General features: G+C 50.9%; 13 protein-coding genes and 1 tRNA gene. 4 read left to right on the plus strand and 10 right to left on the minus strand.

The window, feature by feature from the left end; translation table 11 throughout:
• Positions 1–68 precede the first annotated feature (68 nt).
• Entirely contained in the window at positions 69–1,223 is a 1,155-nt protein-coding gene (locus HOLDEFILI_RS09290) for an AfsR/SARP family transcriptional regulator (RefSeq protein WP_006059375.1), read from the minus strand.
• Positions 1,224–1,461: 238 nt separating this feature from the next.
• A complete protein-coding gene (gene dapB, locus HOLDEFILI_RS09295; RefSeq protein ID WP_039864597.1) occupies positions 1,462–2,175 on the minus strand; it encodes a 4-hydroxy-tetrahydrodipicolinate reductase in 714 nt (237 codons plus the stop codon).
• Positions 2,176–2,290: 115 nt separating this feature from the next.
• Between dapB and HOLDEFILI_RS09300 the strand changes: the two genes are divergently transcribed.
• Positions 2,291–2,563, plus strand: a complete 273-nt coding sequence (locus tag HOLDEFILI_RS09300) for an alpha-helical endospore appendage domain-containing protein (protein WP_006059377.1) — start codon at positions 2,291–2,293, stop codon at positions 2,561–2,563.
• A gap of 165 nt (positions 2,564–2,728) precedes the next feature.
• On the opposite strand, the gene HOLDEFILI_RS09305 is transcribed toward HOLDEFILI_RS09300, so the two are convergent.
• Entirely contained in the window at positions 2,729–3,532 is an 804-nt protein-coding gene (locus tag HOLDEFILI_RS09305; RefSeq protein ID WP_006059378.1) for a hypothetical protein, read from the minus strand.
• Between the two features lie 167 nt (positions 3,533–3,699).
• Between HOLDEFILI_RS09305 and HOLDEFILI_RS09310 the strand changes: the two genes are divergently transcribed.
• Both HOLDEFILI_RS09310 and HOLDEFILI_RS09315 read left to right on the plus strand, forming a co-directional pair.
• Positions 3,700–5,442, plus strand: coding sequence for an ABC transporter ATP-binding protein (locus HOLDEFILI_RS09310; protein WP_006059380.1), 1,743 nt, complete (start codon positions 3,700–3,702; stop codon positions 5,440–5,442).
• A 48-nt stretch (positions 5,443–5,490) separates the two neighbouring features.
• Positions 5,491–6,198, plus strand: coding sequence for a YwaF family protein (locus HOLDEFILI_RS09315; protein WP_006059381.1), 708 nt, complete (start codon positions 5,491–5,493; stop codon positions 6,196–6,198).
• 88 nt (positions 6,199–6,286) lie between these two features.
• Here HOLDEFILI_RS09315 and HOLDEFILI_RS09320 read toward each other — a convergent pair whose 3' ends face one another.
• Positions 6,287–6,574 (minus strand): chorismate mutase, encoded by a 288-nt coding sequence (locus HOLDEFILI_RS09320; RefSeq protein WP_039864599.1) that lies wholly within the window; start codon positions 6,572–6,574, stop codon positions 6,287–6,289.
• Between the two features lie 60 nt (positions 6,575–6,634).
• On the opposite strand from HOLDEFILI_RS09320, the gene HOLDEFILI_RS09325 reads away from it, so the two are divergent.
• Positions 6,635–6,710 (plus strand) — tRNA-Ala (locus HOLDEFILI_RS09325).
• A 268-nt stretch (positions 6,711–6,978) separates the two neighbouring features.
• On the opposite strand, the gene HOLDEFILI_RS09330 is transcribed toward HOLDEFILI_RS09325, so the two are convergent.
• The 6 genes from HOLDEFILI_RS09330 to HOLDEFILI_RS20075 all read right to left on the minus strand — a co-directional run.
• Entirely contained in the window at positions 6,979–7,362 is a 384-nt protein-coding gene (locus HOLDEFILI_RS09330; RefSeq protein WP_006059383.1) for a hypothetical protein, read from the minus strand.
• Positions 7,363–7,562: 200 nt separating this feature from the next.
• Complete coding sequence (locus HOLDEFILI_RS09335; protein ID WP_006059384.1) at positions 7,563–10,583, minus strand: GGDEF and EAL domain-containing protein; 3,021 nt, start codon at positions 10,581–10,583, stop codon at positions 7,563–7,565.
• 28 nt (positions 10,584–10,611) lie between these two features.
• A complete protein-coding gene (locus tag HOLDEFILI_RS09340; protein ID WP_006059385.1) occupies positions 10,612–12,072 on the minus strand; it encodes an extracellular solute-binding protein in 1,461 nt (486 codons plus the stop codon).
• A gap of 302 nt (positions 12,073–12,374) precedes the next feature.
• On the minus strand, positions 12,375–12,971 hold the full coding sequence (locus HOLDEFILI_RS09345; RefSeq protein WP_006059386.1) for a manganese catalase family protein: 597 nt from the start codon (positions 12,969–12,971) through the stop codon (positions 12,375–12,377).
• 3 nt (positions 12,972–12,974) lie between these two features.
• Entirely contained in the window at positions 12,975–13,220 is a 246-nt protein-coding gene (locus HOLDEFILI_RS09350) for a spore coat protein CotJB (protein WP_006059387.1), read from the minus strand.
• Positions 13,213–13,440, minus strand: a 228-nt coding sequence (locus HOLDEFILI_RS20075) for a spore coat associated protein CotJA (RefSeq protein ID WP_039864602.1), incomplete at its 5' end; no start/stop codon positions are given. The genes HOLDEFILI_RS20075 and HOLDEFILI_RS09350, both read right to left, overlap by 8 nt.

The raw sequence follows: 13,440 nt of genomic DNA on the forward strand, positions 1-13,440 counted from the left end.
TCTTCATCCTTCTTTCTGTTTCTATTATACCTTTTTTCAGCGTCGGTTTTCAATCATCCCCAAGGCGTTCAATTTGCCGCCGGCTGCGAACCGCTCTGTTCAATTTTCTGCGCATGGTAGTAAACACGGACCTGATTCGTGGGATACTTACGGTTCAGCCGCTGGCTGAGCCGGCTGACCACTTTATGCACGTCGCTTTCCGCTTTGATCATCAACATCACCGCCAGCTGGCAGTTTGCCGTGCGGGTGAAAATATCGCAGGACCGCAGCTGTGTCTTGACGATCTGAATCAGCGCGTCGGTCGCCCGGGTTCCCAGTTCCGCGGAATCGCTTTGAACATCCAACACCAATAAGTAAGAATTGATATCCAGCCGTTTGCTTTCGCGCATCCGCGCCTGATACAGCTTGCGGAAAACGGGTTGTTCGCAATAAAACGCGCATTCGTCTTCGCTGGCGTTCATTTCTTCAACTAGTTCCTGAATGGAATGCGACGGTTCGCGGTCCGAGCTTAAAAAGTAAATCAGCGACTTGGAGCGGCCTTCAAATTCGACGCCGAACTCATGATAAAACTGTTCGGAAATTTGATCGTAATGTTTCAAAGCCCGGTTATATTCCTTCGCTTTGACCAGTTCGGATAAATACCGGTAGTTCAGCTCGTCGGAATACGGATCCAGCGCCAGCGCCCATTGCGTCAGCTGCAGCGCCGCTTCCGCCTGCCCGGTTTGATCGAGAATTCCAGCCGTTTCCTGAACGAGCGTTTTGACTTTCTCTTTCCAAAACTCCCGAATTGGAAGAATCCACATTGAAGAATAGCCTTCCATCAATTCTCCTCTGATTAAGGCTTCAATCTGTCCGGGCTGTTTTGCCAGAAGTTCCGGCGTCAGTGATGAAAGCTGGTATAAATCGGTTTCCACCGGCGCCTGCGGTGAAAACAAATAGCCATGCTTCCCCGTCGCGATCCATTCCTGTTCCTTGGTTTCGGCATACGGCTGGGTCAGCTTCCGCAGCCGGTGTACCGCAAATTTCAAAGCGTTTTGCGGATTGACCGATTCCGGCCAGAATAATTCGATCAGCCGTTCATGACTGACCAGTTCGCCGCGATGAATCAGAAAATAGCACAATAATTCTGTCAGCTGTTTTCCCAGGATTTCATTCAGCGGCAAAGACCGGCCGTTTTCCCGCAGTGTCGGAGTGCCCCAAAGTTTTATGAAATAGTTTTCCACTTTGACCTCTCCCTTCCGTAATCGAAATTCCTGTCCGAACCATCCTTTTATATTGGTTTAATTTTAACAGATCGTGCCGCGAACCTCAAGTCTGCGCTGCCGCTCTCCTTATAAAGAGATTCGCAGCGAACTGAACCGCAAAAGAAAAACCTGTCCTATCAAAACAGGCTTTTCGCTTCCCCTTTCTTTTTCAGCCCGGTTCAGCTCGAACCAGATTGAGGGACTGGCGTTATTAAAATCAAAGCAGCCGGCGCTGCAAAAAGCGCTGGGCAAGCAAGTCTTCCATCGAAAACAGGCCGGGTTTCAAATAGGGAATCGCCTCCACGGCTTCCAGAATCCCGCGCACAAAGATTTCCCGGCTGTCGGCCGTGTGGGTAATTGTGATCTGTTCATGATCGCCGCACAGGATCACCGTATGTTCGCCGGCGATCTGTCGATGCCGCAGGGAAGTCACTGAAATCGGTTTTTGATAACCGTACCGGTCCGTCGCCGGTCCCTGCAGCGTTTTCTTCAGCATCAGCGCGCTCCCGCTCGGTTTGTCTTTTTTCTGTTCATGATGAATTTCCAGGATATCGCAGTCAAAATACTGCGCGATTTCCCGCTGGCAGGTCTTCAGCATTTTGTTGACGATCGTCATCCCGATCGAAAAATTACTGGTCATGACGATCGGCACCTGCCGCGCCCAATCCTCAATTGTGTTTTTCTGAATTTCATTGTACCCCGTCGTCGCCAAAACCAGCGGAATCGGCTGACGCTGCATCGCCCGTTCGATCCGGACGAAATTGTCCGGGTGACTGACGTCGACGATCACCTCGGGATGCTGCGGCAGCTCGGAAATCTCCTGATAATAGGAGGAAGCGATCAAACCGACGCACTGCAGATCTTCCTTTTCTTCAATCCGGCTTAATAATAAATGTCCCATTGTTCCATATCCGACAATTACGATTTTCATGATCATTCCCCCTTGACCAGTGTATGCCGCCCGGAAAATTTCATAACTCCGGGACATGGGCCCGGGTTCTTTCGCCCGGGTCGAATAGGATGTCAGTGTAAGGAGGAATTAACTTATGGGAATGCCTGAAATCAGAAGTAGCAACGTCACCCGTTCACAAGCCATTACCGATATTCTGCAGTCAATTGCTTTGGAGGAAGCCGCGCTTGCGCATATCCTCAATGCCGAGGGAGAAAAATTGCAGTGCGCCGTCTCCATGGACTGCATCACGATCGACAAATTGATCGAGGTCAACGAAACGGTTCAGAGTACGATGGAAGCCGCCGCCAAGTTCGAGCAGGCGCTGCAGGCCAAGCTGGCCAGTTTGTTCCAGGATTGCTACAAATAACAAATCACTCCTGATTGTGGAAAAACGGCCCCGGGCCTTGAACCGGAGTCGTTTTTCTTTTTTGATTTCAAATAAGCTGCGCTTCAGAAAGGAAGCCGCGGTTGAATTTCAGCGATTTTTGTCCATTTCCGTATGCGGTCAGGCTTCTTCTTTACTTTCCAGGCTTCAGCGCGCTGCTGGACGAGACCAGGAATATACCGCACCCTGGCAACCATGCAGCTCGATATGATCCTCGTCATAAGCCGCAACGGACCAGTAAACGGTTTTTCCATTCCAGACGCAGGTCTCGCGGCCGAAGCTTTGTTTCTCAATGATTAACGGCTGAGCGGCTTCCCGGTTATCCGGAATCATAAAACTGGCCTGTCCCTGACGAATATTCTGATCGAAAACCACGCCTTCATTCACCGCCGCGAAGCGGGCCGCCCGGCAGTAGACCGAACGCGGCGAGATTTCAAAGATCAACATATGCTTATCCGTGTTGATCTGACAGCCGATCTCATGATCTTCACCTTCAATTTGAATATGTTCCCAGATCACGCCGCGATTCCATTCCCGCAGGCATTCGCCCAGATGGCCTGCCTCAGCTGGACGCCTGTCCGGGCAGGGATCATGGAGAAAGCTTTCGTTTAACGCAAGCGGGCCAATCGTTTCCGCGTCCAGTTTCACCCAGAGTTCTTTCTCCTGCTCATCCAGCTGAAATGTCGTGTCCACCAACGGCGCCATCGACAGATCGCTGCCGCGGATCCGGCCGCGGTCAAGAAACACTGTATCGATTCGGCATGAAGATTGATGCAGCTCCATCAGCGCCGGCACTGACCGGCATACGCCGATACAAAAGAACTGTCCTTCTCTTTTAGCATAAAGCCTGGATTCCAGCCAGGCATGCTGCGGATCACGAAAAAACAGAATCGCCGCGCTATCCGTTAACCCCAGTTCGCTGTCTTTACCAATATAAATGCCATTTTTCACTCGACCTGCCTCTGCTTTCTTTTCTCCATCTTACCAAGCTTTCCAGGCTTCCGCAAGCGGATCCCTTTTCCTTTGCCGCTGAACTTGAAAAACCGGCGGAAAAGGTCTGAATCATTGAAGTTTTCGGCAATTTAGGCTACACTTATGTCTAACTAAAAGGGGGAATTGTGTTGCTTAACGCCAGAGGTAAAAAATTTCTTTCGTATTACCGGCCTTATTTAAGGCTGTTTATCGCGGATATGGTCTGCGCCTTCATCGTCGCGGCGATCTCCTTGATCTTTCCGCTGTTGACGCGCTACATCACCAACACGGTGCTCGTATCGTCGCAGTCCGTACAGCTGGATTTGATTTTCAAGATCGGTCTGGTGATGGTCGGATTGATCATCATCGAGCTGCTCTGCAACTTCTTCATCACTTATAAAGGCCATTATATGGGCGCCATGATGGAACATGATATGCGCAACGAGCTGTTCAGTCATTATCAGAAATTGTCGTTCAGCTTCTATGACGAACAGAAAACCGGGCAGCTGATGTCACGGCTGACTAACGATCTGTTTTCCTTAACCGAGCTGTATCACCACGGCCCGGAGGACGTCGTCATTTCGATCATCAAGTTTTTCGGCGCGTTCTTCATCTTACTTTCCATCAACGTGCCGCTGACGTTGATCATCTTCTCAATCCTGCCGATCATGCTTGTCTTCGCCTTGTACTTTAATAAGAAAATGGGCAAAGCCTTCAAGCAGAATAAAGAACGGGTGGGCGATATCAACGCCCGGATCGAAGACAATCTGTCCGGCATCCGCGTCGTTAAATCGTTTACCAGCGAAGGCAGCGAGCTGGAGAAATTCGGCATGGAAAACAACCGGTACGTCAAGTCGCGTAAGAACAGCTACCGGATCATGGCCTATTATCATTCGGGTCTTAACGCTTTCACCACAATGATCACCGTCGTCGTTATTCTTGCCGGATCGACGTTTATTTCGATGAAATGGATTTTGTTAGGCGATCTGTTAACCTATCTGCTTTATATCAACAACCTGACGGAACCGGTCAAGAAGCTGATCAACTTTACCGAACAGTTTCAGGAAGGCATCACCGGCTTCCAGCGGTTTATGGAAATCATGGAAGTTGAGCCGGACATTCAGGATGATCCGCATGCGCAGATCCTGGCTGACGTCGAGGGTGCGGTGGATTTCGAGGATGTCGGCTTTAAATATGCCTCCTCCCCGGATTACGTCCTGAAGCACATCGATCTGCATGTCGAACCGGGGGAATATCTGGCGCTGGTCGGATCTTCCGGTGCAGGCAAAACAACACTGTGTTCCCTGATTCCGCGGTTTTATGAGGTCAGCGAGGGCCGGATCCTTGTCGATGGTCAGGATATCCGCAATGTAACGATGAAATCGCTGCGTTCCTGCATCGGCATCGTCCAGCAGGATGTGTATTTGTTCGCCGGCAACGTCATGGACAACATCCGCTACGGCCGACCGGAAGCGAGCGAGGAGGAAGTGATCGCCGCCGCCAAAGCTGCCAATGCGCATGATTTCATTATGGAGCTGCCAAACGGGTATAATACAGATATCGGGCAGCGCGGCGTTAAATTATCCGGCGGTCAGAAACAGCGCTTATCCATTGCGCGCGTCTTCTTAAAGAATCCGCCAATCCTGATTTTTGACGAAGCGACCAGCGCGCTGGACAACGAAAGTGAAAAGGTCGTTCAGGATTCACTGGAACGGCTGGCCCGCAACCGCACGACGTTCGTCATCGCGCACCGCCTCTCAACGATCCGCAACGCCAAGCGCATCGTTGTGCTGGGCGAGGAAGGGATTCTGGAACAAGGCGGTCATGCCGAGCTGATGGCCGCGGACGGCGCTTACGCGCATTTGTACCGCATGCAATTTGAACATTGATCTGAAGGAGGTTTTACTATCTCACAATTCTTCTGCTTCTGGGATGAAGTGATTCCCGGCACGGCTTATGGTTTTCTAAGCCCGCTGCACATTCTGGAAATTCTAATGATTCCGCTCAGTTTGTTCTGGCTGATCCGCTGGACGCGGACGCATTCCCGGCAAACCGCCCGCCAGCTGCTTTACGGCATGGCAATCGCCGTCCCGCTTTTGGAATTAATGCGGATTTTGTGGCTGGTCTGGCTGGGTGAAGGGTATTGGGTAAAGCTGCTGCCGCTGCATTTATGCGGTCTGCAGGTGTTCTTCATTCCGCTGGCGGTGTTTTCACGCAGTCTGCCGCTGCGCAGTTATGTCTGGGCGACGTCCATTTTAGGCGGAATTACCGCAATCGTATATCCGGCGGGAATCGTCGGTACTTACCCCTTTTTTCACTTTCAGACATTCCAGAGTTTTGCGCTGCATCTGCTTTTGATCCTGACGCCGGTTCTCATGTTTCTGGCTGACGATTATTCGCCGCGGTTAAGCCAGCTGCCTTCCGTCATCGCAATTCTGGGCGGCAGCGCGCTGTGCGCCTTCGCTGTGGACTGGATCTGGGGACAGAATTACATGTTTCTGCGGGAAGTCCCGGAAATTGGATTTCTGCAGGCAATCATGAAGCTGGGCGGTTATCCGGCCTACTGGCTGACACTGGGGGCGGCGGTCATCGCCGGCTGCACGCTTCTGCTTGCTTTCGGTCAGTATTGGAAAAAAAGAGATTGAAAGGAGTCCCGGTCTGGGTGCTTTCAATCTTTTTGTTTGGGCTCTTTTTTATTCTGACAAAGTGGATTATTGGAAGGGAGACCGCCCCTTATTCGTCCTGGGAAGCCGCTAACAGCGTCTTTTGATACCGCCGGGATAATTCCATCTGCTTGATTAACAACTCCTCGTAATACGGCTTTAAAACGGGATCCTGGATCCGGGCAACGCCCTTTTCAATCACGATCTGTTCCCGTGCCGCATCCAAGATCGGCAGGTTGTGTTCCTTCTTATACGCCAGCACCTGTTGAACAGCGGTCATCCGCTTTTCAAACAATTCCGCCATCTGCGCGTCGACCTCATTGATGACTTCCCGCGCCTGTTGTAAACAATCTTTCATAACTTTCCTCCTTATAATCTTGACAATTCGAAAAATGGTGGTAAACTTAATATCGTGTCTGGGGCCGTAGCTCAGCTGGGAGAGCGTTGCGTTCGCAATGCAAAGGTCGCGAGTTCGATCCTCGTCGGCTCCACCAGATTTCAAATCCGACAGGAACGTTAGTTCCTGTCTTTTATTTTGTATTATACACTGATTAACTGAAAAAGAAAAAGTATTTCTGCCTTTCTTGTCAGGGAAAGCGAATCAGGATCGTTGACTCCGATTCAAAGAAATAGGAAGGACGCTTGTTCGTTTTGCCTATTCTAGCCTCTCAGCGATGACCTTAAGCTTGAAAAAATCCAGAGACCCGGCAAGGTTTCTGGATTTTACTTTGAATTCGTTGTTGTGAGAAATTTGCCGCCGAATTACGCCGCTTCCACACCGGCTTTTTCCGCCATAAAGTTCAGCCATTTATCCCGCTTCATTAAGGATATTCTGTCTGTGATCTGATTGCCCGTTTCCGGATCCTCATGCGTGATCGTAATGCCGATCGGCATCAGACTCTGGGAACATTTGCCCAGTTCGCGGATCGTCTTGTAGGGAATAACAATATTGTCTTCCAGCATTCCGGTAATCACGATCACCCGGCTTTCCGTAAAATACGCCCAGCCCTGTTTCCATTTGCCCAGCTTGCCTACCAACCGTTCCACATAGCTGGCCTGCAGGAAATCAACCAAGGTGTCTTCCGGTTCCATGACTCCCAGTTCAATCAGTTTCTGTTTTTGCTTCTCAAGTTTTGATGCGCCCATATGAACCTCCCTGTTAAATTTGTTTCATTATACATCTTTTCACAATTCTTTTCTTGTAAGATATACCACAAAAACCAAATTTTAAGCCATTCCTAATACTTATTCACCTGAGATTCCGTTTTCAACCGTTTCACTCTATCCAGCAATGCTCAATAAAGAGACGCTTCACGGCTATCTGCGAAGCGTCTCTTTTCTTTGATCTATTTGTTCGTAAGCGATTGTTCTTTCTTTTTCTTGTCCACGGCTTTCCGCAAAGCTTCCATGGCTTCCGGACATGGTTCTGGCGGTACCAGCTCGCCTTTTCGGAAGTAGAACCCCTGCATATAATCCGTGCCGCATTCGATCAGCGCTTCCATTTCCTCGCGGGTTTCCACACCTTCGGCCAGAATTTTAATCTTCCGGCTGCGGAAATAAACGACTAATCCTTCGTAGAATTCGCGTCGGTTAACATCGCGGTCCAGTCCGCGGATGATGCTCATATCCACTTTGACATAGTTCGGCATGAGATCCAGCAGCGTCGCTTCGCCGTTGTAGCCGGTGCCGTAATCATCCAGCGCGATTTCCTGATGCTGATCGATGCAGCGCTGGCGTTTATGAATCGTCGCCATTTCCCCCATCTTTTCGCTCTCTGTCAATTCAATGACAACCTGCGAATTATAGCGTCCATACAGGCGATCCAGTTCTTCCAGATCCTCCGGGCTCAGCCGCAGACTGGAAATCGAGTTGATAAAGAGTTTCTTGCCTTGCAGCCGCTGGTGATAACGATCAACCGCCTCCATCGCCTTAAACCACGTCAGCCGCTCGATCTGATACAGACGCGACTGCGCGCGGGCGATCCGCAGAACCTCCGACGGCGTTTTCAGGTTTTCCATCTTCGGCCGCATCAGCATTTCATAACCATAGACTGTCTGCGATTCCACGTCGATAATCGGCTGGAATACAAAATCAATCAGTTCATTTTCAATCAGCCGGTTGAGGTCTTCGCTGCTGTGAAGCATAAACGAATCCTTGCGGTAGCTTTCAATTTCAAAGTCCTTGATTCCGCCCTTGACGGAGTTTTTAATCTCATACATCGCAAAATCAGCGTATTTGATCAATTCATCCAGGTTGCGGCTGTCGCGCGGATACCAGGAAACGCCAAAGGAAGCGCGGATCCGGATACTCTTGCCATCCGGCAGCTCCATTTCATAAGCAGCCATCGCTTTTCGGATTTGTTCAATCTTCTGACGGATTTGGAAATCCGTTTCATAACCGTAGAACAGAACGTAGAACTCGTCGCCCGACATCCGCGCCGCGATTTCATGCGGACCGGCGTTATTGCGCAGCACATCTGCCGCGCTGCGGATATAACCGTCGCCGCAGTCGTGACCGTAAGTATCGTTGATATATTTCAGATTGTCCAGATCCATCATCATAAACGCCGTAATTTTCAGCTGTTCCGGATGTTCAAAGCGCTCCTGCGCAAAACGCTGGAAAGCCCGGCGGTTCAGCAGGTTCGTCAGAACGTCGTAATCGCGTTCGTATTCGATACGATGCCGTTCAACCATTTCCGCCGTCACATCCTGCACTACGCCCAGGATCGTCTGCGCCCGCGCCGCGGTTTTTAACCGCATCCAGCGTGATCCGCCGCCCTCCTGTTCCAGCTTGATTGTCTTTTCCCGCAGCCGGCCCAAATCCTTCAGATCCAGATCCAATAAACGCAGCTGTCCGGCAAATTCATCCAGCGTCAGCATGCGGTCTTCGTGGGCCGTCAACGGATCCAGAACGTCGAAAAAGCCAGAGGTGCAGAAAACAGAATTCTTATCCGCTTCAACCTCAAACGCTCCGATCTGGATCGAAAGCATGCCGATAATCTGCGAAAGCCGGGAACTGTTCTCCGCTACGCTCTTGCTTAATTCCTCAATCGCCTGGCTTAACTGATCAATTTCCGTAATCCGGATCGGATCCAGATGGATCGGTTTGTTCGGATCGGAGTTTCGGACCTTGCGCGCCAGCGCGCCGATCTGCCGGGATGGCCGGTAGCTCGCATACATCGTCGCGGCTAACCCCACCAGCATGGATAAAATCATAAAGGTCAGAATGCTGTTCTGCATTTTATGCGAGAAGCCATACAGCGCATTCTGCGATTCCAGTCCGACTAAAACCCAGCGCTGATGTGAAAACGGCGCGTTGGAATTGTAAAGCTCCAGCGGCTGCAGACTGCCGTAAATTTTCTGATTCAATTTGAAGGCGGACGTATGGATTAAAGCCCCTTCCCCGGACACATCGGAGTCCTTTTGGAAAAGCAGTTCTTCCGCTTCGCCGAACATGGCAATAAACACCCCGCCGCTGTGCGTCACCTTCTGCAAGGTCAGCCCCTGCTCCTGAGACTGCGTTTCATCGAGGATCGCAAGCATATAGGAACCCGACTGATCCGCAAGCAGTTCCTTCGACGGCAGCAGCGATTTCAGATAATCGTCGGCCAGGGAAACCCCCATCACACCCAACACACTTCCGTCGCTGCCGATCAGCGGCTGAGTATAGGTAATTGTTTTAATCAGATCTTCATTCAACATGGAGCCGTAACCCCAATATCCCGCGTCTTCACTGGCCAAATCCGGGTCTGACCGAACTGCCCGCACCGGATTGTTATAGAAATAGCTCTCCGCCGTGATCTTAAAGCGCGGACTCCAGCCGACGTCCATCGCGATGTCCAAACTCTGCGCCACATCTGTCGGCGACCGCTCCATCAACAGATCCGAATTATCATAGGGATTGTTGATCGGATCCAGATCCCGCAGATAGATTCCACTTTTTTCTGTTTCTTCAGAACCGTTAAGTTCACCCTGCGGCCCTTCAAAGACGAGAAAAACACCGGTCACCGTATTTCTGCGCATCAAAGCGATCAGATCCGGACCGATCTTTTTCAAAATATCGCTGGTCACGGCCGCCCCCGGCACCAAGTCGGCGACGGTCATGCCGGCTTCGCTGAGCTGCTGCTCAATTTCTTCCTCAATCTTCGTCTGATAAATTGAGAAATTGCTCCAGCGCTGAATCATTTCATTTTCTAAATAATTCTTCCGATTGATGACCCGCTCGTTCAGGATTTCCTCAGCGTTGCGGTCAAGCTTGGTAATGACGCCGCCGCTGAAAACCAACATCCCAAACAGACTGATCTGAAAAATTTGAACGATGATCAAAGGGATCAGAATACGATTGAAAACACTTCTTTTTTTCAGCATATTCCGGTTACTCCTTTTCTTAAAAACGTTACTCCTGGACGATTTCCTGCATCTTTTGGCTCAGCGCTGCGAACCAGGCGTCAAAATAAGCGTCTGTTTCGAATTCAGCGGCCGCTTCATCGAGGCTCTGCCCCTGCGCCAGACGTTCAATCACCTGTTCGCGGTCCGCTTTAGCCAGATCCTGCATCGAGGTATCCAGCAAAGACCGCGCGTCATTGCCGCCTTCAAAGGCTTTCGTCGTATACAGCTGAACTTCGCTCAGCTGTTTCTCCGCCACTTCGACAACGCCGATCATTTCAGCCGATCCCAGCTCCGCATTGTTTTGCATGACTTTTTTAATCGTTTCAATATCATTGGCGGCTTTCTTGACCGGCAGATAACCGGAAGACAACGAGAATTCAATGTTGCGCTCTTCTTCAGTAAACCATTTTAAGAAAAGAACTGATGCGTATTCATGCTGGGTATCCGAAGCCGTCACGACCATGCCGGCCCCCTGCTGAACCGCAATCTTCTCGCCTTGCTCAAACATCGGAGCCGGAGCGAGAACGGATTCAATCGGATAGCTTTCGACATCGCTCACCGCCACTTCTTTCGGAAAATAAGCCGCGCCGCTGCTGGAACCCACCAGCGCGATCAAATCGCCGGTCTTCGCGTCGTCGGAACGGAAACGTCCCTGCGCCGTAAAGTAGCCGCGAATATACGGAACATAATAATTATCCCACAGTTTTTTGAAGATCTCGCGATCCAGATTCAGCGTTACCTCATTTCCCGTTACCGCAAAGATCTCCTTGCCCAGCTGCCGGCTGCCGATGATCATATAGTTCGCCATCGCATCCCGGCCGAAGAACGCCTTGCCGTCGTTTGGCTGCGGCGTCAGACTGTCGGTCCATTCGTAATAAGCGCGGGCCACCTTCGTCACACCCTCAATGGTCTTCAGATCCTCCAGCGTCGCGCCGCTGGCTTCCGCAAAACGATCCCAGTCGGTTTTGTTCAGCATCATCAATTCCGTCGACTTGGCAATCGGGAATATTTTCAGACTGCCATCTTCGCCGATCTGCCCTTCGCTTACATATTCGTCACGATAGGAGTCCAGCTCCGCTTCGCTCATATACTTGTCAATCGAAGCAACCAGTCCTAATTTATCAACTTTATACGCTGTATCGGCATACGCCGCAAAAATATCAGGAATTTCACCGGCGCCGACCTTCTTTTCCGCCGCTTCCTCAACTTTAGTGATCAGATCATTGACGTTGCCCTGGCTGTAGGCCTCGACAACGATTCCCTTCTCCGCGCCCACAGTCTCATTGAATTCCGTAACCAGCTCGTCAAACGCCGCCTTCTGCGTTCCGTTGTAATACGTCCAGATTTCCAGCGTCACCGGTTTATTCGGATTCAGCAGGCTGTCATAGTTCTCTTCTTTAGCGTCGCAGCCCTGCATCAGCAGCATGCACGCCGTCGCCAACACCCCAAATTTCGTTATTTTTTTCATATTCCCACACCTTTTCTTTATTAGTCTAATTATAATAGTTTCATATTCAAATTACCATATTTTTACGGTGATACGAAATGTTCTTACCTAACCTGAAACCAATAAAGTAAAAGCTGATGGTTCATTCCTTTTCTGAGGAATCCTTATATAAATCTTGACTCCCTGCCTGCGCCCGGCCCCGCTTGCCCCGAATCTCTTCCGCAGGACTGCGCTAACCGGCCGGCGGAATGAATTCCATTGATCTTCAGGGTTTTTCACTTTTATGATGTAAAGGGCGGGAGAATTCCCGCCTTTGCTTTTGATCAGCGGTCAAAAGCCGGATTGTAGCGATAGAAATTACGGCAGTCCAGATCCTTGCGGACAAAGTCAAGCGCTTCGCCGAAACGCTGGAAATGCACGATTTCACGCTGACGTAAGAACAGCAGCGGGCCGTAGACTTCCGGATCCTTCGCTAAGCGCATCAGGTTCTCATACGTCGTGCGGGCTTTCTGTTCCGCTGCCAAATCCTCGGACAGATCGGTGATCGGATCCCCCTTGGACTGGATATACGCGGTTGTGTACGGCATGCCGTTGGCTCCCTGCGGATAGACGCCGGCTGTGTGATCGACGTAGTAATCCGCGGCGTTGGCCGCTTTGATCTGCTGAGCTGAACAACCCTTGAGCAGCTGGTAAACCATCGTCGCGATCATTTCTTCGTGCGCCATTTCTTCCGTGCCGATATCGGTCAATAATGCCCGGATTTCTGGATACGGCATCGCGTAGCGTTGATTCAGATAGCGGTCAGACGCGCCCTTTTCACCATCCGAGCCGCCCAGCTGGGTAATGATCAGCTTGGCCATCGCCGGGTCCGGCTTCTGGATATTCACAGGATACTGCAGTTTTTTCTCATAGATCCACATGGTTTATCCCTCCCTTTCCCACGGCCATGGACTATTGACCCAATCCCAGCGGCGTCCGCGGCTGTCGCGGCTGGTCAGCGGTCCGCAGACGCGGTTGTATTCTTCCGCAGCTTTGCGGCGCAAGCCGGTAACGTAACGATAGTAGCTCAGCGCCACCTCGCTGCGGGGATGAGTGTCCAGAAATAAGACAGCTTCCTGAATCGCAAAATCCAACTCCTGCAGCTCCCGCAGCAGCTCGTTTTTATTCATCCTGACAGCCCCCCTTTCCTGTAAACGGCATATCCAGTTCTACGAACAGCGTTCCTCTTAATAAGGCGCGCGGACGATTATAGATTTCCCGTTTTCCATTCCACTGTTGGCGGGCGACATACGGCATCGCCAGGCTCATATCCGGACAGCGGTGATGATTACCGCAGCCATCGTCCTGGTCATGATCGTCATCACAGTCACAGTTGCAGCCGCAGCCTGG

This window comes from Holdemania filiformis DSM 12042, from assembly GCF_000157995.1.
In the GTDB taxonomy this organism is placed as follows: Bacteria; Bacillota_I; Bacilli_A; order Erysipelotrichales; family Erysipelotrichaceae; genus Holdemania; species Holdemania filiformis.